The sequence below is a fragment of the Micromonospora sp. AMSO31t genome, assembly GCF_008868175.1.
GTDB lineage: Bacteria > Actinomycetota > Actinomycetes > Mycobacteriales > Micromonosporaceae > Micromonospora.
On record NZ_WBKT01000041.1, the window covers coordinates 1 to 23472 of the forward strand.

Here is a 23472-nt window from a genome sequence, read left to right on the forward strand (position 1 = left end):
GGACCGGGGCGTCGGGGCGGGCGGAGTTCACGTGCCGCGTCACGGCGTCGACGGCGAGGACGAATCCGGTGGAGTGTTCCATGGTCAACTCCTGGGGACGGGACCGGTGGAGGTCCGGACGACGAGGTCGGTGGGGAGCAGGACGTGGCCGTCGGCCGGGTCGGCCGGCGGCTCCAGCAGCAGTGCGGCGGAGAGGCGACCCTTCTCCTCGGCCGGCTGCCGGACGGTGGTCAGCCCCGCGTCGGCGGCCTCGGCGACGTCGTCGAAGCCGCTGACCGAGAGGCCCGAACGGGGGCCGGCCGCGTCGAGCACTCCGAGCGCCAGCACGTCGGAGCAGGCCAGCACGGCCGTGGGCGGGTCGTCGCCGGCCAGCACCGGTGCGATGGCCGCGGCGGCGGCGGCCCGGCTGTTGCCGGCGGCGTTGACCACGGTGATCGCCGGCCAGGGGACGCCGACGGCGGCGAAGGCGTCGGCGAAGCCGCTGAGCCGGCCGTGGGTCGTGGGGCGGGGGGCGTCGCCGGGAGCAGCCAGCCGCAGCGGGCCGGGCGGCGCGTCGGGCAGGACGGTGTCGCCGAGCAGGGCCACCCGCCGGTGCCCGAGGCCGGCGACGTGGGCGGCGACGGACCGGGCGGCGGCGCGCTCGTCGATGCCGACGAAGCGGTCGGCGGGGCCGGCCGTGGCGGGGGCGGTGGTGACGAGGGGCAGCCCCCGGTCGCGGATCGCGCCGAGCACGTGTTCCTCGTCGCCGACGCAGTAGACGCAGAAGCCGTCGACGGCGGCGTTGTCGACGGCGGCGCGGGCCCGTTCGCGGTCGTGGGGCAGGGGCACCAGCAGCAGGCTGGTGCTGTGCTGCTCGGCCACCTGGCTGACGCCGGCGAGGAAGCGCACCGCGAACGGGTCGGTGAAGGCGTAGGACAGCTCGGAGGTGAACAGGACGCCGATCGCGCCGACGAAGCCGCGTCGCAGTGAGCGGGCGGTCGGGTCGGGGCCCGGGTAGCCGAGGCGGCGCGCCGCGTCGAGGATCTTCGCCCGCAGCGCGGCGGAGAGCTGGTCGGGCCGGCTGTAGGCGTTGGAGACGGTGCTGCGGGAGACGCCCACCGCGTTCGCGACGTCCTGCAGGGTCGGCTTCACCGGTCTGCCCTTCTGGATCGATTCAGTGCTGTATCGATTCAGAAGCTACCCCGCCGCTCGGCGGGAGTCAACCTGGGGACCCGTGCGGTCAGGCCGGGTAGAGCTCGTCCCGGATGCGGGCCAGCAGCTCGGGGGTGCGCTCGGGCGGGGCGGCCTCGCCGCAGAGCCGCTCCATCGCCGCCGCGTAGTGGTCGAGGTCGTCGCGCTTGTCGAGATAGACCGCGCTGGTCAACTGCTCGATGTAGACGATGTCCGGCAGGTCCTGGTCACCGAAGCGCAGGATGCTGAAGGCGCCACCGGCGGCGGCGTGCCCACCGGCGGCGAACGGGACGATCTGGAGCCGGACGTGCGGCGCGGCGGTCGCCTCGATGAGCGCGTCCACCTGCTCGCGCATCACCGCGGGGCCACCGACGGGCCGCCGCAGCACCGCCTCGTCGAGCACCGCCCAGAGCTGCGGCGGATCGCCGCGGCGCAGCAGTCCCTGGCGTTCCATCCGCAGGCGCACGCGCCGGTCGACCTCCGCCGGCGGGGCGTCGTGGTGGCCCAGCAGGACCACCGCCCGGGCGTACGCGGGGGTCTGGAGCAGCCCCGGGACGAACTGCACCTCGTACGTGCGGATCAGCGCGGCGGCGGCCTCCAGCCCCAGGTAGGACTGGAACCAGCCGGGCAGCACGTCACCGTAGCGCTGCCACCAGCCGGGGCTGTTCGCCTCGCGGGCCAGCCTGAGCAGCGTCGCCCGCTCGTCGGGCGCGGTGACGCCGTAGAGAGTGAGCAGGTCGGCGACGTCGCGCTCCTTGAAACCGACCCGGCCCAGCTCCATCCGGCTGATCTTGGATTCGGAGGAGCGGATCTCCCAGCCGGCGCTCTCCCGGCTCACCCCGGTGCCCTCCCGGAGCCGGCGCAGCCGCACCCCGAGCAGCATGCGGAGCACGGTCGGACCGCTGGTCGGGCCTCCCTCGACGGGCACCGTCGTCACCTGGCCGTCCTTTGCCAACTGTCCTGACCGGACGCCCCAGCCCGGCGAGGAGTAAGCATGCCATGGACCGACAGTGAGGTGAACTCCTCCGGACGGAGGATGCGGTCCCGTCAGCGGGACGGCGGCCGGGCGATGAGGTGGTCGAAGTCGCCGTCGCGGGCGCCGAGCACGAACGCGGCGATCTCGTCGACCGTGTAGATGAGCGCCGGCCCCTCGGGGTGGCGGGAGTTGCGCACCGCGATGCCGCCGCCGTCGGGCAGCTCGGCCAGCTCGACACAGTTGCCGCTCGGGTTGCTGCGCCGGCTCTTCAGCCACCGCACCGGCGGCAGCTCGGTGGTGGGTACGCCGTTCGAGGCGTGTTGCATGGGGGCGTCCTTCGCGGGAAGAGCCAGCCGGTGCCGCGGGGAGGAGCGGTGGGTGGCGACGGGGGGCTGTCGACTGAGGACGGAGATGCACGTGCATCTGCTATTGCATCTGCAATGGACAGCGAGCATGATATCGCACGTGCGGTGTACCCGGACGTTCACGTTCGGTTACCCGGATCCCGGTTGCGAGCAGACAGAACAGGTCCGGCCCGGCACCGTCCGGCGAGGCCGGGGCCGCGGTGAAGGAGGGCGCGTGCCGGATCCGATGACCGTCGCCTCCGGCATCTCCGCAGCTGGCGCCCTGGTCTCCGCCTGGCAACTGCGCCGCCGGGCACTGCGCGCCGAGGCCGAGATCGAGCTGCTCCACGCCGAGCTGGAGGCCGAGCGGCACGCGGCCAGCCACGACCCGCTCACCGGGCTGCCCAACCGCCGGGCCTTCTTCCGGCTGGCGGCCACCCTGCTCACCGACGCCGCCGGCAGGCCGCTCGTGGCGATCGTGCTCGACCTCGACGACTTCAAGCAGGTCAACGACCGCTACGGCCACGCCGCGGGCGACCAGGTGCTGATCAGCGTGGCGCAGCGGCTGGCCGCGTTCGCCGGGGACAACCTGGTCGCCCGGCTCGGCGGCGACGAGTTCGCCGGCCTGCTGGTCAGCCCGACGGTGGACCGGCGCTGGATCGAGCACGCCACCCGCCGGCTCTGCGAGGCGCTCGCCGCGCCCATCCCGCTGGGCGCCCGCACCGTGCGGGTGACCGCCTCGGTGGGGCTCGCCCCGGTGCACGGCCCCACCCAGCTCACCGACGCGCTGTGCCGGGCCGACGCGGCCATGTACCAGGCCAAGACCGTCGGCGCCGCCCGCACGGCCCGCCAGCTCGTCGGCGAATGCTGAGCGCCGCCAGCATGGCCCGCCAGCTCGTCGCTGAATGCTGAGCGCTGCCCGTCAGCGCCAGCCGTAGCCGGTCCGCAGCGCCTGGCCCACCCGGTCGAACCGGCGCCGGTCCAGCACCGCGCCCTCGCGACGGATGCTGTCCTCGCGCATGGTGAGCACCCGGTCCAGGCGCACCCAGCTGGGCCGCTGGTCCCGGTCCCACTCCCCCGGGCCCAGCGCCAGCCAGTGCCGCTGGCCGTCGCGGTCGCTCTGGCTCGACAGCATCAACCCGAAGAGCGTGCGGCTGTTCCGGCCGACCACCAGCACCGGGCGGTCCTTGCCCTGGCGGGGGTCGTCCTCGTAGGGCACCCAGGTCCAGACGATCTCCCCCGGGTCCGCCTGCCCGTCCAGCTCCGGCGCGTACGCCAGCTCGCGCCGCTGCAACGCGGTGACCTGGCGGCGCCGGGCGACCTGAGCGGGGATCGGCCGGGCGGTACGGGTGGGCGCCGCGCCCCCGGCGATCCGGCCAAGCCGCGACGCCACGTTCCTCAACAGACCTGCCACGGCGGGCAGCCTATCCCGGCCCCGCCCGGGCGCGAGGCGGGGGAACGCCCGCTGCTCCCCGTAACCGGGCCGTCTCCGGAGTGAGCTGCCGCGCACAATAGGGATGCTCGATGGTGGTGTCCGGGCGACCATGGTCGGCATGGGTGCATCGAGTGTGCGAACACCTCTGCAGGGCGGGCTCCCGCCGATCGATGCGGTAGTCGGCGCCGTCGTACACATCGCCTGCGATGAGTCCGGATTCTCGGGCACCAACCTGCTCCATTCGGCCAGCCCCGTGATCACGCACGCGGGTGTCGACCTGGCCGTGGACGAGGCCGTCGAGCTGATCACCGCGCTGCGGGCCGGGTTCCGGTTCTCGCCGCACGAGTTCAAGTCCGGGCAGTTCCTTCGCGGCCCGGGCGCGGCCGGGGCGCGGGAGTGGTTCCTCGGGGCGCTGCGGGGCCGGGCGTCCGTCCACCTCGTCGACAAGGAGTTCTTTCTCGTCACCCGGATCGTGGACCTGCTGCTGGCCGAGCCGTCGTACGCGGCCGGCACTCGCCTGACGCGGGATCACCGTCCGGCCGCTCTGGCGCTGTACCGGGCCGGACGCGCGGCCGGAAGCGACTGGGGTGTCTTCCTGGCGGCCTTCGTCGACCTGGTCCGGACCAAACGGCGGCATCCGGATCGCCGGACCGTGCAGCGGTTCTTCGAGGCCCGGGATGCGCTGGTGGGAAGGGGCCTCGGCACACCGGCCGATGCCGTCCTCGACGGGCTGGACCCGGCCCATGTGTGGACCGTGGTGACGAGGCTCGACAACGACGACCGGTCGATTCCGCCACCGCTGGAACCGATGCTGCCGGCGCTGGCGGAAACGGTCCTGTCCTGGAGCGGCGGGCAGCGACAGGTGCTGGTGATCCACGACGAGCAGAGCGCCCTCACGGCAGACCGGTTGACCCGTCTCCGGCAGGCGCTGGCCGATCACGGCGGACCACCGGCGGCGGGCGCGGACCGGGCCGGGGCGTTGCCCGCCGGAGTGTCGCCCCTGGCCGGGCTCGTGATGGTCGACTCCCGCGACGATCCACGGGTCCAGGTCGCCGACCTCCTCGCGGGGGTGGCCCGTAGGTCGCCGGGGATCGCCGACGACGCCGCGCTTCAGCCGCTGCTGTCCCCGACGTCGCTGCACGACCCCGAAGGGTGAGGTAGGGCGACGGGAGAACAACGCGACTCCCGAGCTGTCGTTGATCGGACTCCGGGGTGGTGGCCCGGTGCCGCAGACTGAGCCCATGAACCGTCCGGCTGCGTTCCTCGCCGATCCGCCGCAGAGCGCGGGGGTGACTGCCGCCTACGAGGACGACCTCACCTCCGACGGCTACGTCAACAACCTCACCCGGGTCTGGTGCTGGCGTCCGGACGTGCTGGCGTCCTTCCAGACTCTGCGTGCCGACCTCCTGGCCGCTTCGGGGCTGTCGCCGAGGGAGGTGGCCGTGCTGGTCGCCGCCACCGCCGCGGCCCTCGGCGACGCCTACTGCGCGCTGGCCTGGGGTGCCAGGCTGGCCGAACTCAGTGACGAGGCGAGCGCCGCAAGCGTGCTGCGCGGCTCTGACGGCGTCCTGTCCGAGCGGGAGAACGCGCTGGCCGCCTGGGCTCGTCAGGTCGTCCAGGATCCGAACGCCACGACCGAGGGCCACGTGGCGCGCCTCCGCGAGGCGGGCCTCCATGACCGGGAGATCTTCGAGGCGACGACCTGGATCGCGTTCCGGCTCGCGTTCTCCACCGTCAACGACGCGCTGGGAGCACGCCCGGATCCGCAGCTCGCCGAGAGGGCGCCTCGGCTCGTCCGCGAAGCCGTCACCTACGGCCGCCCGGTGCAGGCGGACACCTCGGCCCCCGCCGACAGCGCACCGGCCGGGCCGGTGACCGGCTGAGCGCTCTTCAGCGGGGTCGGCGCCATCCTGGCCACTCGCTGGACGCCCACCGGGGCGGAACCGGGTCAGGCGGGTCGGCGGGCCAGGACGGCGGCCCGGTGTGCCGGGTCGACGTAGTCGTAGCGGTGGCCGAAGACGGCGAGGGTGCCGCCGGGGCGCAGCGCGCCGTGGGCGCGCCGGTTGCGGCTCGCCGGGTCGAGCCAGTGCCAGGCCATGGCGCAGGCCAGCGCCGACACGCCGGCGCCCGGCGGGGTCCACTCCTCGAAGGCGGCCGTCACCACGTCGACCTGGGGGAAGCGTGCGGCCAGCACCGCTGCCATCCGGGGGTCCGGCTCGACGCAGACAGTCGGTGCGCCGAGGCCGAGCAGGGTGGCGGTGGCCAGGCCGGTGCCGGCGCCCACCTCGGCCAGCAGTTCGGGCGTGCCGCCGTGGTAGGCGCGGATCGCCGCGACGATCTCCGCCGGATAGCCTGGGCGGGCCTCGTGGTAGGCGCCGGCCACCTCGCCGAACAGCTGCGACATGGCCGCCATCACCGCAGGCCCGGCCGATCGCCGTCGCCGAAGACGAAAGGGAGTGCCGTGGACCCGGAGCTGCCCGACGACCTGCCGTTGTTCGAGCGGGAGGCGGTCCGGCTGGTGGTGCTGGACGCCGCCGACCGGGTGCTGCTGTTCCACACCCGCGACCCCGAGCACCCCGTGCTGGGCACCTGGTGGGAGCTGCCCGGCGGCGGCCTCGACCCCGGGGAGACCTACCTGGAGGCGGCGGTGCGGGAGCTGCGTGAGGAGGCCGGCATCGTGGTCGCGCCGGCGCAGGTGGGTGCGCCGACCTGGCGGCGGCGGGCCAGTTTCCGGCACCGGCAGCGGCGGCACCTCCAGGACGAGGTGGTCGTGGAGGTACGGCTGCCCGGGCCGGGACCGGACGTGGACGAGGCGGACCGGTTGGACTACGAGGTGGAGGACTACTTCGGGTTCCGCTGGTGGCCGGTGGCCGACGTGGTCGCCGAGCAGCCGCGCTGCTACCCGGGACGGCTGCCGGAGCTGTTGCCGGCGTTCCTGGCCGGCGAGCGGATCGACGAGCCGTTCGAGCTGTGGTCCTGACCGGCGTGCCGGACGCGCCGCCGACCGGCACAGTGGAGCGGTGAACCCTCTCCACGGACCCCTGGCCCACTACGCCGAACGGCTGCACCGCGCCGCCGGCGACGCCCACCATGTCGCCTCGCCGCTGGGCGCCTGGCTGCTGCTCGCGCTGACCGGCCCGGCTGCGACCGGCGAGGCGCGGGCGACCCTCACCGAGGCGCTCGGCACCGACGCGGACGACGCCGCGGCGGCGGCCCGCGCGCTGCTCGCCGAGCCGCACCCGCTGGTCGCCGCGGCCACCGCACTGTGGGAGCGGACCCCGTTCGAGCAGCTCGCCGCCTGGCGGGCCGGCCTGCCCGAGCGCACCGAGCGCGGGCCGCTGCCCGACCAGGCGGCGCTGGACGCCTGGGCCCGGGAGCGCACCGGCGGCCTGATCGAGCGGTTCCCGGTCGCCGTCGCCCCGGACACCCTGCTGATCCTGGCCAGCGCGCTGGCCACCCGGGTGTCCTGGGCCGACCCGTTCCACGTCGCGTCGGCCGCCGAGCTGGGGGCCGGCAGCGCCTGGGCGGGCCGGCTGCAGCGGGTGCTGCGCACCCCGCCGTGGGGGCACCGCTGCTGGGTGGCGACCACCGACCGGGCCGGGGACGTGGCGGTCCACGTGGCGCCGGCACGACCGGCGGACGGCGGGGCCGGCCTGCTGGTGGTGTCGGTGGCCGCCGCGCCGGACGTGCCCGCGGCGGACGTGCTGGCCGCCGCGCAGGAGCTGGCCGCGACGGCCGCCATCGTCCCGGCCGGGACCGAGCCGGGTCGCCGGTCGCTGTTCGACCTGCCGCTGGGCGAGACGCCGCTGTGGGCGCTGCGGGAGGAGCCGACCCGGACGTTCGCCCGGGACGGCCGGGAGGAGCGGGCCGCGGCGGTGCTGCCCTGCTGGTCGGCGGAGAGCCAGCACGACCTGACCCGGGCCGGGTTCGGCTTCGACGGGGCGGCCCGGGCGCTGGGCGCGCTGCTCGGGCTGGCGGAGCCGCCGTTCGAGGCGGTGCAGTCGGCGGTGGCCCGGTTCGGGCGGTACGGCTTCGAGGCCGCAGCGGTGACGGCGTTCGGCGTCGCGGCCGGGCTGCCGCCGGAGGGCGTCGCCCGGGTCGCGGAGCTGCGGTTCGGGCACCCATACGCGGTGGTGGCGGTGGCCACCGACGAGGCGGGCGGGCCGTGGCACGGGCTGCCGGTCTACTCGGGGTGGGTGGCCGAGCCGGCTGAGCTGCCCGAGGACGAGGTGGCGGACCCGCCGGAGCAGTGGTGAGCGTGAGGGCCTCCGGTTGCCGCCGGAGGCCCCCATCGGCCTAGACGGCGACCTTCTCCCGCTCGGCGGCCCGGGCGGCGAGCCGCCGCTCCCGCTCCTGCGCGCCGATCAGGTCGTCGGGGAGCGAGTCCTCGACCTCCAGGTCGAAGCGGCGCAGCAGGCGGATCGCGAAGCCGCCCAGGGTGATCAGGATCAGGACCACCCCGAAACAGACGTACGCGAAACCGATGCCGCGGCCCGGGCCGGTGCCGATCACCGCGCCCACCGACCCTGCGAGGGCCCCGCCCGGGGCGAGCATCGGCTCGAACAGGGCGGTGGCGCCCGGCGCGAGCAGCGCGAACCCGATGGGCAGGGTGGACCAGGCGATGGTCTGGTTCAGGCTGAACACCCGGCCGTGGAAGCGCTGCGGCACCTTGACCTGCACGATTGTCGCGTAGATGGACTGCGCGGTGGTCATGGCCATGGCCAGCCAGCACATGCCCACGCAGATCATCGCGAGCGACGCGTCCAGGCCGATCAGCACGCAGCCGATCGCGGTGCCCAGGTTGCCGATCAGCACGCCGATCATCCGGCGGCGGCGCGGCCCGCCCCAGAGCGACATGAGCACGCCGCCGGCCACCGCGCCGACCGCCTCGGCGAGGGCCACCTGGGCCACCTGGGTCGGGCTGCCGAAGGAGAGCACCAGCGGGGTGGTGAGCACCAGCGCGGGAGCGAGGAAGATGTTGCCCAGCGCGAAATAGCCGAGCATCAGCCGGAAGCCGCGGTGCTGCCAGGAGTAGCGCATCCCGTTGGCGATGGCCACCAGCAGCCGCTCCCGGGGCCGCCAGCCGAGCAGGTCGGGGAAGCGCACCAGGGCCAGGGCGAGCACGGCGACCACGTAGCTGGCCACGTCGATGAGCAGGATGCCCTTCAGCTCGATGGCGGCGAGCAGGCCGGCCGCGAAGACCGGCATGAGCAGGGTTGCTGTGCCGGTGGAGAGCTGGGTGATGCCCATGGCGTGGCCGAGGTAGCGCTTCGGCACGAGCTGGGGCACCGCCGACTGGAACGCGATCCGCTGGAAAGACCCGGCCACCGAGCTGAGCGCGACCAGCAGGTAGATGTGCCAGAGCACCAGGTTGTCGGTCCACAGCAGGGTGGCCAGGACCAGCTGGATCGACCCGGCGACGGAGCTGGCCAGCATCATGATCCGGCGCCGGCTGACCCGGTCGACGATGGCGCCGGCCACCGGGAGCATGAGCACGCCGCAGATCAGCGCGAGCGCCCAGAGCAGGCCCAGGTCGGCCACCGACCCGGTCCGGTTGAACAGCCAGATCGGCAGGGCGAACGCGGTCAGCGCCGAGCCGGTGCTCGACACGAGCTGCCCGATCGTGATCGACAGGAAGCGGGCCATGCTCGGCTTGACCGTCGTGGCCGCCGGCCGCTCCTCGGCGCCGACCCGGAGCCGGTCGAGGACCGCCCAGCCGGCGTCCTCGCCGCGGGCCTGCGGGCCCAGGTCCGTGACGTCCCCGGCGACCACGGCCGGGTGCACCCGGGTGACGATCTCGGCCAGCTCCTCGGCCCGGTACTTGAGGAAGAAGTGCCCGGCCTGGTCGAGGACGACCAGCCCGAGGGTGTCGCTGAGGAACTGCCACTCGGCGTACCGCTCGCGGTGGTAGTCGGTGACCGGGTCCTCGGAGCCGACCACCGAGATGATCGGGGCGCGCAGCTTCGTGGCCCGCTGGTCGAGCAGCCGGGTGAAGTACTCCTCCGAGGCGCGGGAGTCGGCCCGCATGTTGCTGATGATCCGGTCGGCCTGCTCCGGGTCCAGCTCGTCGGTGTCCACGCCCATCGACTTGAGCCAGCTCGCGTAGTGCTTGTTGCTGCGCAGCTGTTCCAGCCGGTTGCGGGCGGCCGCGAAGAAGCCCTTGGGGCGGGCGAACGGGAACATCGCGCCGATGTAGACGGCGTCGAGGTCCCGCCCGGCTGCCTCGACCTTGCGGGCCACCTCGGCGACGATGGCGCTGCCCACGCCGCAGTGGCCGTAGAGGGCCAGCGGCCCCTCGACCCGTTCCAGGATCTCGTCGGCCACCCGGGTGGTCAGCTCGTCGAAGGGCAGGGCGTCCTCGGTGAGACCCACGTCGTGGCCGGGGATGGCCAGGGACCACAGGGCGTGCCCGGCCGGCAGCGCGTCGGCGAGCGGCTGGTAGACGATGGCGCTGCCGCCGCCGTACGGGACGCAGACGTAGGTGAGCACCCGCTGGGCGGCGGGAATCGGCTTGGTCAGCTCGTACAGCAGCCGGCGCGGGCCGGCCTCGGCGGCGTCGCCGGAGATGAACGCGGCCAGCTCGCGGATGGTCCGCTGCTGGAACAGGTCCATGACGCCGACCGCCTGGCCGCCCAGCTCCGCCTTGCGGATCTTCGCGACCACCTGGGTGGCCAGCATGGAGTGCCCGCCCAGGTCGAAGAAGTCGTCGTCGATGCCGAGGGTGTCGACGCCGAGCACCTCGGACCAGATGGCGGCGAGCGCCCGCTCGGTGTCGTCGCGGGGCTCGACCAGCGCCACCGACGCCTCGCGGGTCACCACCGGCGCGGGCAGCGCCCTGCGGTCGAGCTTGCCGTTCGGGGTGAGCGGCAGCGCGTCGAGGGTGACGAACGCGGCCGGCACCATGTATTCCGGCAGGGTCTCCTTGAGCGCCGCCTTCAGCGCCGCGTGCTCGGCCGGCCCGACCAGGTACGCGGTGAGCCGCTTGTCGCCGGGGCTGTCCTCGCGGACGATCACCGCGGCCTCGGTCACGCCGGGCTGCTCGCGCAGCGCGCTCTCGATCTCGCCCAGCTCGATGCGCAGGCCGCGCAGCTTGACCTGGTGGTCGATCCGGCCGAGGAACTCGATGACCCCGGCACCGTCCGGGCCGACGACCCAGCGGGCCAGGTCCCCGGTGCGGTAGAGCCGGGCACCCGGCTCGCCGGACCAGGGGTCGGGGACGAACTTCTCGGCGGTCAGCGCCGGCCGGCGGTGGTAGCCGCGGGCCAGCCCGACGCCGCCGATGTGCAGTTCCCCGGCGACCCCGACCGGGCACTGCGCCCCGGCCGGGTCGAGCACGTGCAGCCGCAGGTTGGCGATGGGCGCGCCGATCGGCACGCTCGCCGCCCCGGCCAGCCGGGCCGGGGCGCAGTGCCAGGCCGTGACGTCGATGGCCGCCTCGGTCGGGCCGTACAGGTTGTGCAGGCCGCACCAGGGCAGCCGGGCCGTGAAGTCGAGCGCGGAGGCCAGCGGCAGCTCTTCGCCGGAGCAGATGACCCGGCGCAGCGCGGTGGCCGCCTCGATGCCCTCCTCGCCGAGGAAGACCGTCAGCATGGACGGCACGAAGTGGGCCGTGGTGATCCGCTCGGCGACCAGCAGGTCCCGCAGGTAGCCGGCGTCCTTGTGGCCGCCGGGCTTGGCGAGCACCAGCCGGGCGCCGGCGCGCAGCGGCCAGAAGAACTCCCACACCGAGACGTCGAAGCTGGCCGGGGTCTTCTGGAGCACCGCGTCGCCCGCGCCGAGACCGTAGGTCTTCTGCATCCAGTCGAGCCGGTTGACGATGCCCCGGTGGGTGTTCGGCACGCCCTTCGGCCGGCCGGTCGAGCCGGAGGTGTAGATGACGTACGCCAGGTGCTCCGGGCCGGCGGCGGGCGCCGGGTCGGTGACCGGCTGGTCGGCCCAGACCGTGGCGTCGTCGAGGGCGAGCACGGTGGCGGCGGTGGCCGGCAGCACGTCGCGCAGGTGCTCCTGGACCAGCACCACCGGCGCGTCCGCGTCGGTGACCATGAAGGCGAGCCGGTCGGCCGGGTACTCCGGGTCCAGCGGCAGGTAGGCGCCGCCGGCCTTGAGCACGCCGAGTAGGCCGGCGACCAGCTCGACGGAGCGTTCCGCGCAGACCCCGACCAGGGTCTCCGGGCCGACGCCGGCGGCGCGCAGCCGGTGCGCGATCCGGTTGGCCGCCGCGTTCAGCTCGGCGCAGGTGAGACTGCGCCCCTCGATGGTCACGGCGACCGCGTCCGGGGTGGCGGCGGCGCGCTCCTCGATCGGGCCGTGCAGGGTCCCGTCGCGGGGGAAGTCCGCGGCCGTGTCGTTCCACCCGGCCAGGAGCGCCCGCTCGTCGGCGGGAAGCAGCTCCAGCCGGGAGACCGGGGTGTCCGGCGCGGCGACGATCGCGGCCAGCAGGGTGGTCCACCGCCGGGCCATCCGCTCGACGGTGTCCCGGGTGAACAGGTCGGTGTTGAAGACCAGCTTGCCCCAGAGCCCGTCGACGGTCTCCACGGCGTGCAGCTCGAAGTCGAACCGCGTGGCCCGCAGCTCCATGGGGGTCCACTCGAAGGTGACCTCGTCGGTGCGGGACACCCCGCTGAACCGGCCCATCTCGTAGTTCTGCAGCACGAACATGGCCTGGAACACCGGAGAGCGGCTGACGTCGCGGGGCAGCCCCAGCTCGTGGACGACCTTGGCGAACGGCACCTCGGCGTGCTCGAAGCCGTCGAGCACGGTGCGCCGGGTGCGCGCCAGCAGCTCCGTGAAGGTGGGGTCGCCGGCCAGTTCGGCCCGGAGCGGCAGCATGTTGATGAACATGCCGACGACGTTCTCCAGCTCGGGCGCCGAGCGGCCGGCCACCGAGGCGCCGACCGCGAAGTCGTCCTGGCCGGCGTGCCGGGCCAGCAGCACCTGGTACGCGGCCAGCAGCGTCATGAACAGCGTGCCGCCGGTGGCCCGGGTGAGCACGTTGAGCGCCTCGGTGGCCGCCGGGTCGAGCTGGAACTCGACGAAGTCGCCCCGGTAGGTCTGCGTGGCCGGGCGGGGCGCGTCCAGCGGCAGTTCGAGGGGGGTGATGCCGGCGAGACGCTCCTTCCAGTAGTCGACGTGCGCCCGGGCCTGCGGGCCGTCGAGCTCCCCCGCCTCCCAGACGGCGAAGTCGCCGTACTGGACGGGCAGGGCGGGCGGCTCGCCACCCCGGTAGAGGGTGATCAGGTCGCGCAGCAGCACGTCCACCGACCAGCCGTCGCCGACGATGTGGTGCTGGCCGAGGAAGAGCACGTGGTCGTCGGCGGCCAGCCGGATCAGCAGGGCGCGCAGCAGCGGCCCGGTGGCCAGGTCGAACGGTTCGGCGGCGGCCGCGTCCACCAGCGCCTGCGCGCCCGCCTCGTCCGGGGCGTCCACGATGGTCAGCGGCACCTCGACGGACTCCTCCACCACCACGGTGGGGCGGCCGTCGGCGTCGGCCGGGAAGCGGGTGCGCTGCGACTCGTGCCGGGCGGCGAGCGCGGCCAGGGCCACGCGCAGCGCCTCGACGTCGAGCGGGCCGCGCACCCGCAGCGGCACCGCGATGTGGTACGCCGCCTCGCCCGGGGCGAGCTGGTCCATGAACCAGACCCGCTCCTGGGCGTACGACAGCGGCACCTCGGCGCCGGGGGGCCGGGCGGTGATCCGGGCCGCGGGGGCGGCCTGGCGGGCGCGCAGTCGCTTGGCGATCAGCGCCTGCCGGGCCGCCTCGCGGGCCGGATCCTTCAGGTCGGTCATCAGCTGCTTTCCTCTTCCGCCGCGAGCAGCGCGGCGACCTCGCTGTCGGAGAGCCCGTCGAGTTCCGCGGCGATCCGCTGCTCGATCTGGGCGGCCAGGTCCGCCACCACGGGGCTGCTGAACAGCGCCCGCATGGGCAGGTCGACGTCCACCTCGGCGCGGATCCGGGCCATGGCCCGCATGCCGCGCAGCGAGTTGCCGCCGAGGGTGAAGAAGTCGTCCAGGGCGCCGACCTTCTCCACCTGGAGGATCTCGGCGTACACCTCGGCGACCAGGGACTCGGCCTCGGTGCGCGGCGCCACGTAGGCGTCGTCGGCCGGGGTGGCGGCGGCCGGTGCGGGCAGCGCGGCCCGGTCCAGCTTGCCGTTCGGCGTCAGCGGCAGCGCGTCGAGCCGGACCAGGGCCGCCGGCACCAGGTGCGCGGGCAGCTCCCGGGCCAGCTCGGCGCGGACCGAGTCCTCGTGCGCGGGGCCGACCAGGTAGCCGACCAGGGCCGGCTCGCCGCCGTCGGTGCGCACCGCCGCGGCGGCCGCCCGGACGTCCGGGTGGGCCAGCAGGGCGGCCTCGACCTCGCCCAGCTCGATCCGCATGCCGCGCACCTTGACCTGGTCGTCCCGGCGGCCCAGGTAGTCCAGGGTGCTGTCGGGCCGCCGGCGGGCCAGGTCGCCCGTGGCGTACATCCGGGAGCCGGGCGGGCCGTAGGGGCAGGGCAGGAAGCGCTCGGCGGTGAGGCCGGGGCGGCGGTGGTAGCCGCGGGCGAGCTGCGCGCCGGTGACGTACAGCTCGCCGACCACGCCCGGCGGAACCGGCTGGAGGGCGGCGTCGAGCAGCAGCGCCCGGGTGTTCCAGGTGGGCGTGCCGATGGGCACCGGACCCGGCGGGACCGGCTCGCCCGGGGCGATCCGGGCGGCCACACAGCCCACGGTGGCCTCGGTGGGGCCGTACTCGTTGACGACCGCCACGTCGGGGTGCGCCGCCCGCCAGCCGGCGAGCTGCTCGCCGGTGAGCGCCTCGCCGCCGATCACCAGGTCGGTGGTGGGCGACAGCTCGCCGTCGAGCAGCGGCAGGTGGCTCGGGGTGACCTTGAGGAAGGCCGGCCGGCCGCCGGCCCGGGCGGCCGGCTCGTCGATCGCGGCGAACCGGACCGTGCCGCCGGCGGTGAGCGTGCCGAGCAGGCCGGTGACGGTGAGGTCGAAGGAGACCGGCGAGTGCAGCAGCGCCGTGCCGGCGAGCCCCGGGTAGGTGTCCCGCGCCCAGGCCAGGTAGGCGGTCACCGCCCGGTGCTCCACCACCACCCCCTTGGGCCGCCCGGTCGAGCCGGAGGTGTAGAGCACGTACGCCGGGTGCTCGGGGCGCAGCGGGGCCGACCGGTCGGCGTCGGTCAGGTCGCCGTCGGGCTGGTCCGCGCCGAGCTCGCCGTCGAGCACCAGCGCCGCACCGGGCACCAGGGCGGCGGTGTCCGGGGTGGCCACCACGAGGGCCGGCGCGGCGTCCTCCAGCAGGTAGGCGATCCGCCCGGCCGGGTAGCCGGTGTCCACCGGCACGTACGCGGCGCCGGACTTGAGCACGGCGAGCATCGCCACGACCAGCTCGCAGGAGCGGGGCAGGGCGAGGGCGACCCGGGTCTCCGCGCCGGCGCCGCGGGCCACCAGCAACCGGGCCAGCCGGTTCGCGGCGGTGTTCAGCTCGGCGTACGTCAGCGGCACGCCGTCGCAGACCAGCGCGGTGGCGCCCGGGGTGGCCGCGGCCTGCCGCTGCACCTCGTCGACCACGGTGGCCGGCGGCACCTCGCGCGCCGTGTCGTTCCAGGCGCCCAGCACCAGATCGCGCTCCGCGTCGGTGAACAGCGGCAGCGCGGCGACGGTGCGCTCCGGGTCGGCCACGGCGGCGGTGAGCAGCCCGACGTACCGCCGGACCACCGTCTCGGCGGTGGCCCGGTCGAACAGTGCGGTCCGGTAGACCAGCCGGCACTCCCCGGCGGTGATGTCGAAGGCCAGGTCGTCCTTCGTGGTACCCAGCTCCACCGGGTCGAGGCCGGAGTCCGGGATGTAGTTCAGCGCGGTCTGGAAGATCGGCTGCACCGACGGGTCGCGCTGCGGGTCGACCGCCTCGACGATCTTCTGGAACGGGGTCTGCCCGTGCTCCATGGCGTCGACCAGGCCGTCCCGGACCCGGCCGAGCAGCGCGGCGAAGGACGGGTCGCCGGAGACGTCGCAGCGCAGCGCCACCGGGTTGACGAACATGCCGATGAGCGGGCCCAGCTCGGGGGTGTCCCGGCCCGCCGTGGAGACGCCGACCACCACGTCGGTGTCGCCGGAGATCCGCGACAGCAGCGCCGCGAAACCGGCCAGCAGCACCATGTACGGCGTGGCCGCCGAGCCGGCCGCCAGCTTGCCGACCCGGTCGAGCAGCCCCTCGGGCAGGTCGAAGCGCACCTCGTCGCCGGCGAAGCCGAGCTGGGCCGGGCGGGGCCGGTCCAGCGGCAGGTTGGTCACCGGCGGCGCGCCGGCCAGGTGGCCGGTCCAGAAGGCGAGCTGGCGGTCCAGTTCCGCCCCGGCGAGCTGGTCGCGCTGCCAGACCGCGAAGTCGGCGTACTGGATGGGCAGCTCGGGCACGGCGGGCTCGGCGCCGGTCCGCGCGGCCGCGGCGAACGCGGCGAGTTCGGCGTGGAACAGCACCGCCGAGTGGCTGTCGAAGACGGCGTGGTGGGCCACGAAGACCAGCGCCCAGGCGTCGTCGAGACGGACCAGCCGGGCCCGCCACAGCGGCGGCATGTCCAGCGGGATCGGGGTGCGGGCCAGCTCGCCCCGGATCGCCTCGCACGCGGCCAGCCGCTCGGACTCCGGCAGGTGGCTCAGGTCGGTGGTGGGCAGCGGGACCGGCTCGTGCGCCCGGACCACCTGCACCAGCGTGCCGTCGTCGACCCGCAGGTGGGTGCGGAGCGCCTCGTGCCGGGCCACCACCCGGTTGACCACGTCGCCGGCCGCGGTGGCGTCGAGGTCGGCCGGGAAGCGCCACGGGATGGACACGTTGAACACCGGCGAGCCGGCGTCGAGCTGGTTGGCCATCCACACCCGCTCCTGCGCGAAGGAGGCCGGGAACGTCCACTCCTGCGTCATGAGTGGGCCTCGCGGACGGAGCGGGGACGCATGTCGGTCCAGACCGTGTCGACGTGGGCCAGGCACTCCTCGCGGGTGCCGGCGAAGCCGGCGTCGTGCCAGCCCGCGGGGAGGTCCCGGTCGGCCGACCAGATCGAGTACTGCTCCTCGTCGTTGCGGACGACCAGGAATCGGGGTTCGGCCATCTCAGTTCGCTCCAGGGGTGTCGGGGGTGTGCGGCTCGGCCATCGCCACGGCGATCTTGCGGGGGCCGGTGAACGGCTCCCGGCCGTGCGCGGCGGTCATGTTGTCCACCACCAGCACGTCGTCGCGCTGGTAGTCGAAGCGGACCGTGGCCGCCCGGTAGGCGGCGCGCAGGTGGTCCATGACGTCGGCGGGGATCTCGCCGCCGTCGCCGTAGTAGGTGTTCGACGGCAGCCCGTCGGCGCCGAACATGGCCAGCAGCCCCTCCTGGTAGTCCTTCGGGAGGGTGCTCACGTGGAAGAAGGTGGCGTGGTTGAACCAGCGCGGGGTGTCCGAGCCGGGCCGGTGGTGCACCACGTCCCGCACCGCCCGGGTGCGCAGACCATCCGTGCCGACCCACTCCACGGTGATCCCGTTGGCCGCCGCGTACGCCTCGACCTCGGACCGGTTCTCGGTGTTGAACACCTCCTGCCAGCGGGTGCCGAAGTCGCCGTGGAAGTTGCGCACCAGCATCCAGCGCCGCCGGACGAACTCCTCGCGGACCTCGGGGTCGATCAGGTCGTGGACCCGGCGGACGTCGGCGAGCGGGGTGGCACCCCGCGTCTCCGGCGCGGTGATGCAGTAGAAGAACAGGGTCAGCGGCCAACGCGCCTGGTACGAGTTCTCGTTGTGCAGAAAGATCTCCTCGTCCGGCGGGTAGTCGGTCGAGGTGTACACCCGGCCCTTGATGGAGTGCCGGGGCGAGGAACGCTCGGTGTAGGTCAGCGGCTCGCCGGACAGGGCGCGGACCACCCCGTCGAAGCCGTCCACCCCGCCGACGTCGAAGCCGCGGAACAGCAGCCCGCCGTGCTCGACGAGGGTGGCCCGCAGCTCGGCGCGGCGGGCCGCGATCAGGTCGGTCAGGGCCCGGCCGTCGTTCTCGACGACCACCGGCAGCGTGGCGATCGTGTCGCTCATGATGCGGTGTCTCCTTGTTCTCGTGGTCAGGCGCGGGGCAGCCGCGGGATGGCCGGGATCGCCGCCGGCGCGGCCGGGTCGTCGGCGGGCTGGTTGGCCCGCAGCTCCTCGATCCGGGCGGCCAGCCCGGCGACCGTGGGGGTCTCGAAGAGGCTGCGCATGGGCAGCCGGACGCCGGTGGCCTTGCGCATCGCGGCGATCAACTGCACCGCGACCAGCGAATTGCCGCCGAGGGCGAAGAAGTCGTCGTCCACGCCGACGTCGGTCACGCCGAGGCCGTCCCGCCACACCTGGGCGATGGTCTTCTCCAACTCGGTGGACGGGGCAGCCGAGCCGCCGCCCGTGCCGCTCGCCGCGGTGGCCGGGGCATCGGTCTCCGCCTCCAGGCTGTCCGTGGTCACCCGGGCCGAGCGCCGCCGGATGTCGGCGACGGTGCGGGTGGTGATGACCACCTGCGCGCCCAGGCCGGCCGTGAGACTGCGGCGGAACGCCTCGGCCCCGTCGACCGGCCGGATGTCCTCGGTGACCGGCGCCGGCGCGGCCCCGGCGGCGGCCGGGGCGTCGGCGAGGCCACCGGTCACCGCGCCCTGGTCCACCTTGCGCAGCACGAAGTCGCTGATCGCGACCAGTTCCCGGCCCTCGGTGTCGCGCAGCGACAGGTCGGCGGCCACCACCTCCTCGGTGGCGCTGGGCCGGTGCCGCAGGTGACTGTGGAAGGTCGCCGGCAGCGTCCCGCGCACCACGATCCGGCCGTACGACAGCGGCAGGTAGGTGCCGGAGCCCTGGCCGCGGCCGAACGCCGTCGCCACGTCCAGCAGCGCCGGGTGCAGGCCCCAGGAGGGCAGGTCGCCCAGCGCCGCGGCGGGCGCCTCGACCCGGGCCAGCTCCTCCCCCTCGGCCAGGTGGTGCTCGGCCAGCGCGGCCCAGCGGGGGCCGAAGGTGAGCATGCTGGTGCGGCCCCGGCCGAACGAGGCGTCGTCGTCGACCCGGCGGCCGGCGACGGCGGGCGTGCCGGCCGGCGGGGCGGGCTCGGTGGTCCAGCCGGCGGCGCCCCGCACGTGGGTGCGGAGCTGACCGGCGGCCAGGCTCGCCACGGTGAAGTCGACACCGTCCTCGGCCGGGGTCAGCTCCACCCGGTACTGGGCGACCGTGCCGTCCGGCACCGAGAACGGCTCCAGGAAGACCACGTCCCGCAGTTCGACGGCGGCGTCCGGCGCCGGGGCGGGCAGCGCGGCGGTCACCGCGGCCCGCACCGACTCCAGGTGGGCCGTGCCCGGCACCACGGGCACCCCGCCGATCCGGTGCTCGTCCAGCAGCCAGTGGGTGCCGGCGGAGACCAGGCCGTGCAGGACGGTGCCGTCCGGTCCGGTCACCCTGGTGGCGAGCACCGGGTGGTCCACCGGCGCGGTGACGGAGTCCCGCCCGGCGGCCCGGAAGGCGGCCGGGGCGTTCGTCTCCACGGCCATGCCGACCTCGGCCCAGCCGCCCCAGTTCTGCGAGACCACGGGGGCGCGGAAGCCGGCGCCGGCGCGCGCCCACGCGTCCAGGAAGGCGTTCGCCGCGCAGTAGTCGACCTGGCCGAAGCCGCCGATCACCGCGGTGATCGAGGAGCAGAGCGCCACGAAGTCCAGCGGCAGGTCGCCGAAGACCCGGGCCAGGGCGAGGGTGCCGGCGAGCTTCGGGGCGAGCACCCGCTCCGCCTCCGCCCGGTCCTTGACCTCGGCCATGCCGCCGCCGGGCAGGCCGGCGGCGTGCACGATGCCGTCGAGGCCGCCGAACCGGGAGACCGCCGCGTCGCGTACGCGGGCCAGGTCGTCCGGGTCGGTGACGTCGGCCGCGAGCACCAGCACCTCGGCCCCGGCCGCCTCCATCCGGCGGATCGCCGCGATGGCCCGGCCGGCCCGGTCGGCCCCGCCGTGCACCGCCAGGTGCTCGTCCCACCGGTCCCGCTCGGGCAGGCCGGAGCGGGCCAGCAGCACCAGCTTGGCGTGGGCCCGGCGGGCGAAGTCCTCGGCCAGGGTCACGCCGATGCCGCCGAGACCGCCGGTGATCAGGTAGCGGCCGGCCTCGCGCAGCACGCCCGGCGCGTCCTCGGCGTCCACGGTGACCTGCTCGTAGCCGGCCACCCAGCGCCGGTCGCGGCGCAGCGCCACCTCCGGGTGCTCCGGGTCGGCAGGGCCGCGCAGCTCGGCCGCGAGCGCGGCGACCCCCCGCGCGGCGGTGTCCGCGTCGACCAGCCGGACGGTGAGCCCGGGCAGCTCGACCGGGAGCACCCGGGCCAGGCCCGCGAGGGTGGCGTACTCGGGCCGGACCAGGTCGTCGCCGCGCACGTCGCCGATGCCGGCGGTGACCAGGTCGAGGCGGATGCCCTCCTCGTCGGCGGTCAGCCCGGCGCCGGCGAGGGCCTGCACCAGGTGCAGGGCGCTGAAGAAGCCCCGGTCCTGGGCGGCCCAGGCGGCGGCGATGTCGGTCCCGGCCGGCTCGCCGTCCAGGGCGTACGCGTGCACGATCCGGCGGGGCAGGTCGGCGCCGAGCGCCGCGACCAGCGCCTCGTGGTCCTCGCGGACGCCGGGGCGCAGCCGGAAGCCGGTGGCGGTGGCGGCGAAGGCGTCGCCGGCGCGTACCTCGACGGGGTCGTCGCCGGCGGCGCGCAGCGCGGCGACGAGCGCCTCCCCGCGCGGGCCGTCGGCCAGCACGAGGCACCGGCCCAGCGGGACGACGGTCCGCGCCGGGGCGGCCTGCCGCCACACCGGCACCGCGAACCACTCCGGCAGCGGCCGGGGCCCGGTCTCGACCGGCGCGGCGGCCTGCTCCACCGGATCCGGGTCGACCCAGTAGCGGCGCCGCTCGAACGGGTAGGTGGGCAGCGGCACCCGCCGCGCGTCGGGGTCGACGGCCAGGCTCACCGGCACCCCGACGCACCAGAGCGCGCCGGCGGTCCCGAGCAGGGTGGCCAGGTCACCGGTCGGCTCACCCGGCCCGGGCAGGCTGCCCAGCGGGGTCAGCTTCCGCTGCGCCTCGGACGCCTTGGCGACCTGCATCCGGGCCAGGTTGGCGAGCTGCCGGCCCGGACCGCACTCGACCAGCGCCCAGGTGCCCTCGGCCAGCAGCGTGGCGACGCAGTCGCCGAAGCGGACGGGCCGACGCAGGTGCGCGGCCCAGTACGCGGGGTCCGTGGCCTGCACCTCGGTGATCCAGGTGCCGGTCACGTTGGACAGGAACGGCACGGCCGGCGGGCGCAGCGGCACGCTCGCCATGAGCGCGGTGAACTCGTCGAGGATCGGGTCCATCATCGGCGAGTGGAAGGCGTGCGAGGTGCGCAGCACCTTGGACTTGCTCCTGCCGCCCAGGCTCGCGGCGAACTCCTCGACCAGCGCGGTCTCGCCGGCCACCACGCACGTGCCCGGACCGTTGACGGTGGCCACCGACAGTCCCTCGGGAAGCCGGTCGGCGACCGCCGACTCGTCCAGCGTCACGGCGAGCATCGAGCCGGCCGGCAGCGAGTGCATGAGCCGGCCCCGGGCCGCGACCACCCGCAGGGCGTCGGGGAGGGTGAGCACGCCGGCCACGGTGGCGGCGACGTACTCGCCGATGGAGTGGCCGAGCATCGCGGCCGGGGCGATCCCGGCCCGCCGCCACGCGGTGGCGAGGGCGTACTCGACGGTGAACAGGGCGGGCTGCGTGTAGCGGGTCTCGGTGAGCTTGTCCCCCGCCTCCGGGTCGCGGCCGAGGATCAGGTCCCGGATGTCCAGGCCCAGCTCGGGGCGGAGCAGCTCGGCGCACTCGTCCACGGTGGCCGCGAACGACGGGTCCTCGGCGTACAGCTCGGCGCCCATGCCGGCGTACTGGGAACCCTGGCCGCTGAACAGGAGGGCCACCCGCGGGGCGGGACCGTCGAGGGCGCCGCGATGCGCCTTCCGCTTGTCCCGCAGGGCGGCCGCCGCGGACGGCAGGTCGCTGGCGACCACGGCGGCGCGGTGCGCGTACGGCTGGCGGCCGACCCGCAGGGTGTGCGCGACGTCGGCGAGCAGCTCGGGACCCCCCGCCGTGCCGTTCTCCAGGTGGTCGGCGAGCTTCTTGACCGCGGTGTCCAGCGCGGTCGGGGTCTTCGCCGAAACCTGGAGCAGGTGCGCGGGGCGGACCCGCCGCTCGGTCCGGTACGCGGCCGGCGCCTCCTCCAGCACCACGTGCGCGTTGGTGCCGCCGATGCCGAACGAGCTGACCCCGGCGCGCCGCGGCCCGCCGTCGGTGTCCCACTTGGTCAGCGTGTTCGCCACGTAGAACGGGGTGTCGGCGAAGTCGATGCCCGGGTTCGGGTTCTCGTAGTTGATGGTCGGCGGGATGAGGCCGTGCTCCATGGCCAGCACCGTCTTGATCACGCTGACGATGCCGGACGGCTGGCTGAGGTGGCCGATGTTGGACTTCACCGAGCCGATGCCGCACCAGCCCCGGTCGTCGGTGTCCTTGGTGTACACCGCCGAGAGGGCGGCGATCTCGATCGGGTCGCCGAGCGCCGTGCCGGTGCCGTGCGCCTCGACGTAGCTGATGGTGCGCGGGTCGATGCCGGCCAGGCCGACCGCCTGGGCGACGGCCTCCATCTGGCCGTCGATGCTGGGGGCGGTGAAGCCGACCTTGCCGGCCCCGTCGTTGTTGATGGCGTTGCCCAGCACCACGGCGCGGATGGTGTCGCCGTCGGCGATCGCGTCGGAGAGGCGCTTGAGCAGGGTGACCCCCACGCCGCTGCCCCAGACCGTGCCGTTGGCTGCCGCGTCGAACGGGCGGCAGCGGCCGTCCGGGGAGGTGAAGCCGTCCATGCCGAGGTAGCCGATGTGCGGCAGCTCGATGTTGACCCCGCCGGCCAGGGCCATGTCGCACTCGCCGTTGCGCAGCGCCTCGCAGGCCAGGTGGAACGCGACCAGCGAGGTGGAACAGGCGGTGTGCACGGTGAGGCTGGGCCCGCGCAGGTCGAGGCGGTAGGAGACGTTGGTGGCCACGTAGTTCGGCGAGTTGCCGGTGGCGAGGGAGACCGCGCCGTGCGGGCTGCCGCCGACTCGCTTGTTGCGCAGCACGTTGCGGTGCAGGTAGGTGTTGCCGCCGGTGCCGGCGTAGACGCCGACCGCGCCGTCGTAGCGGGCCGGGTCGTAGCCGCCGTCCTGCAACGCGGTGTAGCAGGTCTCCAGGAACAGGCGGTGCTGCGGGTCGGTGATCTCGGCCTCGCGGGCGGTCATCCCGAACAGGCCGGCGTCGAACTCGTCGTAGCCGTCGACCAGCGGGGCGCGGTTCACCCAGCCGGGGTCGTCGACCTCCTCGGGGGTGGCGCCGCGGGCGATCTGCTCCTCGCGGGTCAGCTCGGTCACCGACTCGACGCCGTCGACCAGGTTGCGCCAGAACTCGTCGACGTCGCCCGCGCCGGGTAGGCGGGCGGCGAGCCCGACGATCGCGATCGGTTCGATGCCGTCGTCGGTGGTGGGAATGTCGTTCTGCATCGGGGTTTCCTTAGCT

General features: G+C 74.9%; 15 protein-coding genes. 5 read left to right on the forward strand and 10 right to left on the reverse strand.

The features are described from left to right. Positions 1-84: 84 nt before the first annotated feature. The 3 genes from F8274_RS12225 to F8274_RS12235 form a co-directional block, all read right to left on the reverse strand. A complete protein-coding gene (locus F8274_RS12225) occupies positions 85-1131 on the reverse strand; it encodes a LacI family DNA-binding transcriptional regulator (protein ID WP_151462417.1) in 1047 nt (348 codons plus the stop codon). A gap of 88 nt (positions 1132-1219) precedes the next feature. After that, positions 1220-2107, reverse strand: a complete 888-nt coding sequence (locus F8274_RS12230) for a helix-turn-helix transcriptional regulator (RefSeq protein WP_151462418.1) — start codon at positions 2105-2107, stop codon at positions 1220-1222. A gap of 110 nt (positions 2108-2217) precedes the next feature. Next, a complete protein-coding gene (locus F8274_RS12235; RefSeq protein WP_151462419.1) occupies positions 2218-2472 on the reverse strand; it encodes a DUF397 domain-containing protein in 255 nt (84 codons plus the stop codon). A gap of 253 nt (positions 2473-2725) precedes the next feature. Here F8274_RS12235 and F8274_RS12240 point away from each other — a divergent pair, with 253 nt between their 5' ends. Next, positions 2726-3361: a GGDEF domain-containing protein gene (locus F8274_RS12240; RefSeq protein WP_192579805.1), complete on the forward strand. Its 636-nt coding sequence runs from the start codon at positions 2726-2728 to the stop codon at positions 3359-3361. A gap of 51 nt (positions 3362-3412) precedes the next feature. On the opposite strand, the gene F8274_RS12245 is transcribed toward F8274_RS12240, so the two are convergent. Further along, on the reverse strand, positions 3413-3904 hold the full coding sequence (locus tag F8274_RS12245; protein WP_151462421.1) for a type II toxin-antitoxin system PemK/MazF family toxin: 492 nt from the start codon (positions 3902-3904) through the stop codon (positions 3413-3415). Positions 3905-4043: 139 nt separating this feature from the next. Between F8274_RS12245 and F8274_RS12250 the strand changes: the two genes are divergently transcribed. Both F8274_RS12250 and F8274_RS12255 read left to right on the forward strand, forming a co-directional pair. Continuing rightward, positions 4044-5081 carry a DUF3800 domain-containing protein gene (locus F8274_RS12250; RefSeq protein WP_151462422.1) on the forward strand — a complete coding sequence of 346 codons (1038 nt, stop codon included), beginning with the start codon at positions 4044-4046 and terminating at the stop codon, positions 5079-5081. 85 nt (positions 5082-5166) lie between these two features. After that, entirely contained in the window at positions 5167-5808 is a 642-nt protein-coding gene (locus F8274_RS12255) for a carboxymuconolactone decarboxylase family protein (RefSeq protein ID WP_225853749.1), read from the forward strand. 65 nt (positions 5809-5873) lie between these two features. Here the strand turns inward: F8274_RS12255 and F8274_RS12260 are convergent, their stop codons facing one another. Next, entirely contained in the window at positions 5874-6329 is a 456-nt protein-coding gene (locus F8274_RS12260; RefSeq protein ID WP_225853750.1) for a trans-aconitate 2-methyltransferase, read from the reverse strand. 57 nt (positions 6330-6386) lie between these two features. Here F8274_RS12260 and F8274_RS12265 point away from each other — a divergent pair, with 57 nt between their 5' ends. Together F8274_RS12265 and F8274_RS12270 are read left to right on the forward strand one after the other, a co-directional pair. After that, positions 6387-6905 carry an NUDIX hydrolase gene (locus tag F8274_RS12265; RefSeq protein ID WP_151462425.1) on the forward strand — a complete coding sequence of 173 codons (519 nt, stop codon included), beginning with the start codon at positions 6387-6389 and terminating at the stop codon, positions 6903-6905. A 40-nt stretch (positions 6906-6945) separates the two neighbouring features. Continuing rightward, positions 6946-8181 (forward strand): hypothetical protein, encoded by a 1236-nt coding sequence (locus tag F8274_RS12270; RefSeq protein ID WP_151462426.1) that lies wholly within the window; start codon positions 6946-6948, stop codon positions 8179-8181. A 40-nt stretch (positions 8182-8221) separates the two neighbouring features. On the opposite strand, the gene F8274_RS12275 is transcribed toward F8274_RS12270, so the two are convergent. From F8274_RS12275 to F8274_RS12295, 5 genes are read right to left on the reverse strand one after another with little or no spacing between them, the layout of a single operon-like run. Continuing rightward, positions 8222-13711, reverse strand: a complete 5490-nt coding sequence (locus F8274_RS12275) for a non-ribosomal peptide synthetase/MFS transporter (RefSeq protein ID WP_151462427.1) — start codon at positions 13709-13711, stop codon at positions 8222-8224. Continuing rightward, positions 13711-16830, reverse strand: a complete 3120-nt coding sequence (locus F8274_RS12280; RefSeq protein WP_151462428.1) for a non-ribosomal peptide synthetase — start codon at positions 16828-16830, stop codon at positions 13711-13713. The genes F8274_RS12275 and F8274_RS12280 overlap by 1 nt, the downstream gene beginning before the upstream one ends. Next, positions 16827-17015, reverse strand: coding sequence for an MbtH family NRPS accessory protein (locus F8274_RS12285; RefSeq protein WP_091266326.1), 189 nt, complete (start codon positions 17013-17015; stop codon positions 16827-16829). Before F8274_RS12285 ends, F8274_RS12280 begins: the two co-directional genes overlap by 4 nt. A gap of 1 nt (position 17016) precedes the next feature. Further along, positions 17017-17970, reverse strand: a complete 954-nt coding sequence (locus F8274_RS12290; RefSeq protein WP_151462429.1) for a TauD/TfdA family dioxygenase — start codon at positions 17968-17970, stop codon at positions 17017-17019. A gap of 26 nt (positions 17971-17996) precedes the next feature. Continuing rightward, positions 17997-23456 (reverse strand): type I polyketide synthase, encoded by a 5460-nt coding sequence (locus F8274_RS12295; RefSeq protein WP_151462430.1) that lies wholly within the window; start codon positions 23454-23456, stop codon positions 17997-17999. Between the last annotated feature and the right edge of the window lie 16 nt (positions 23457-23472).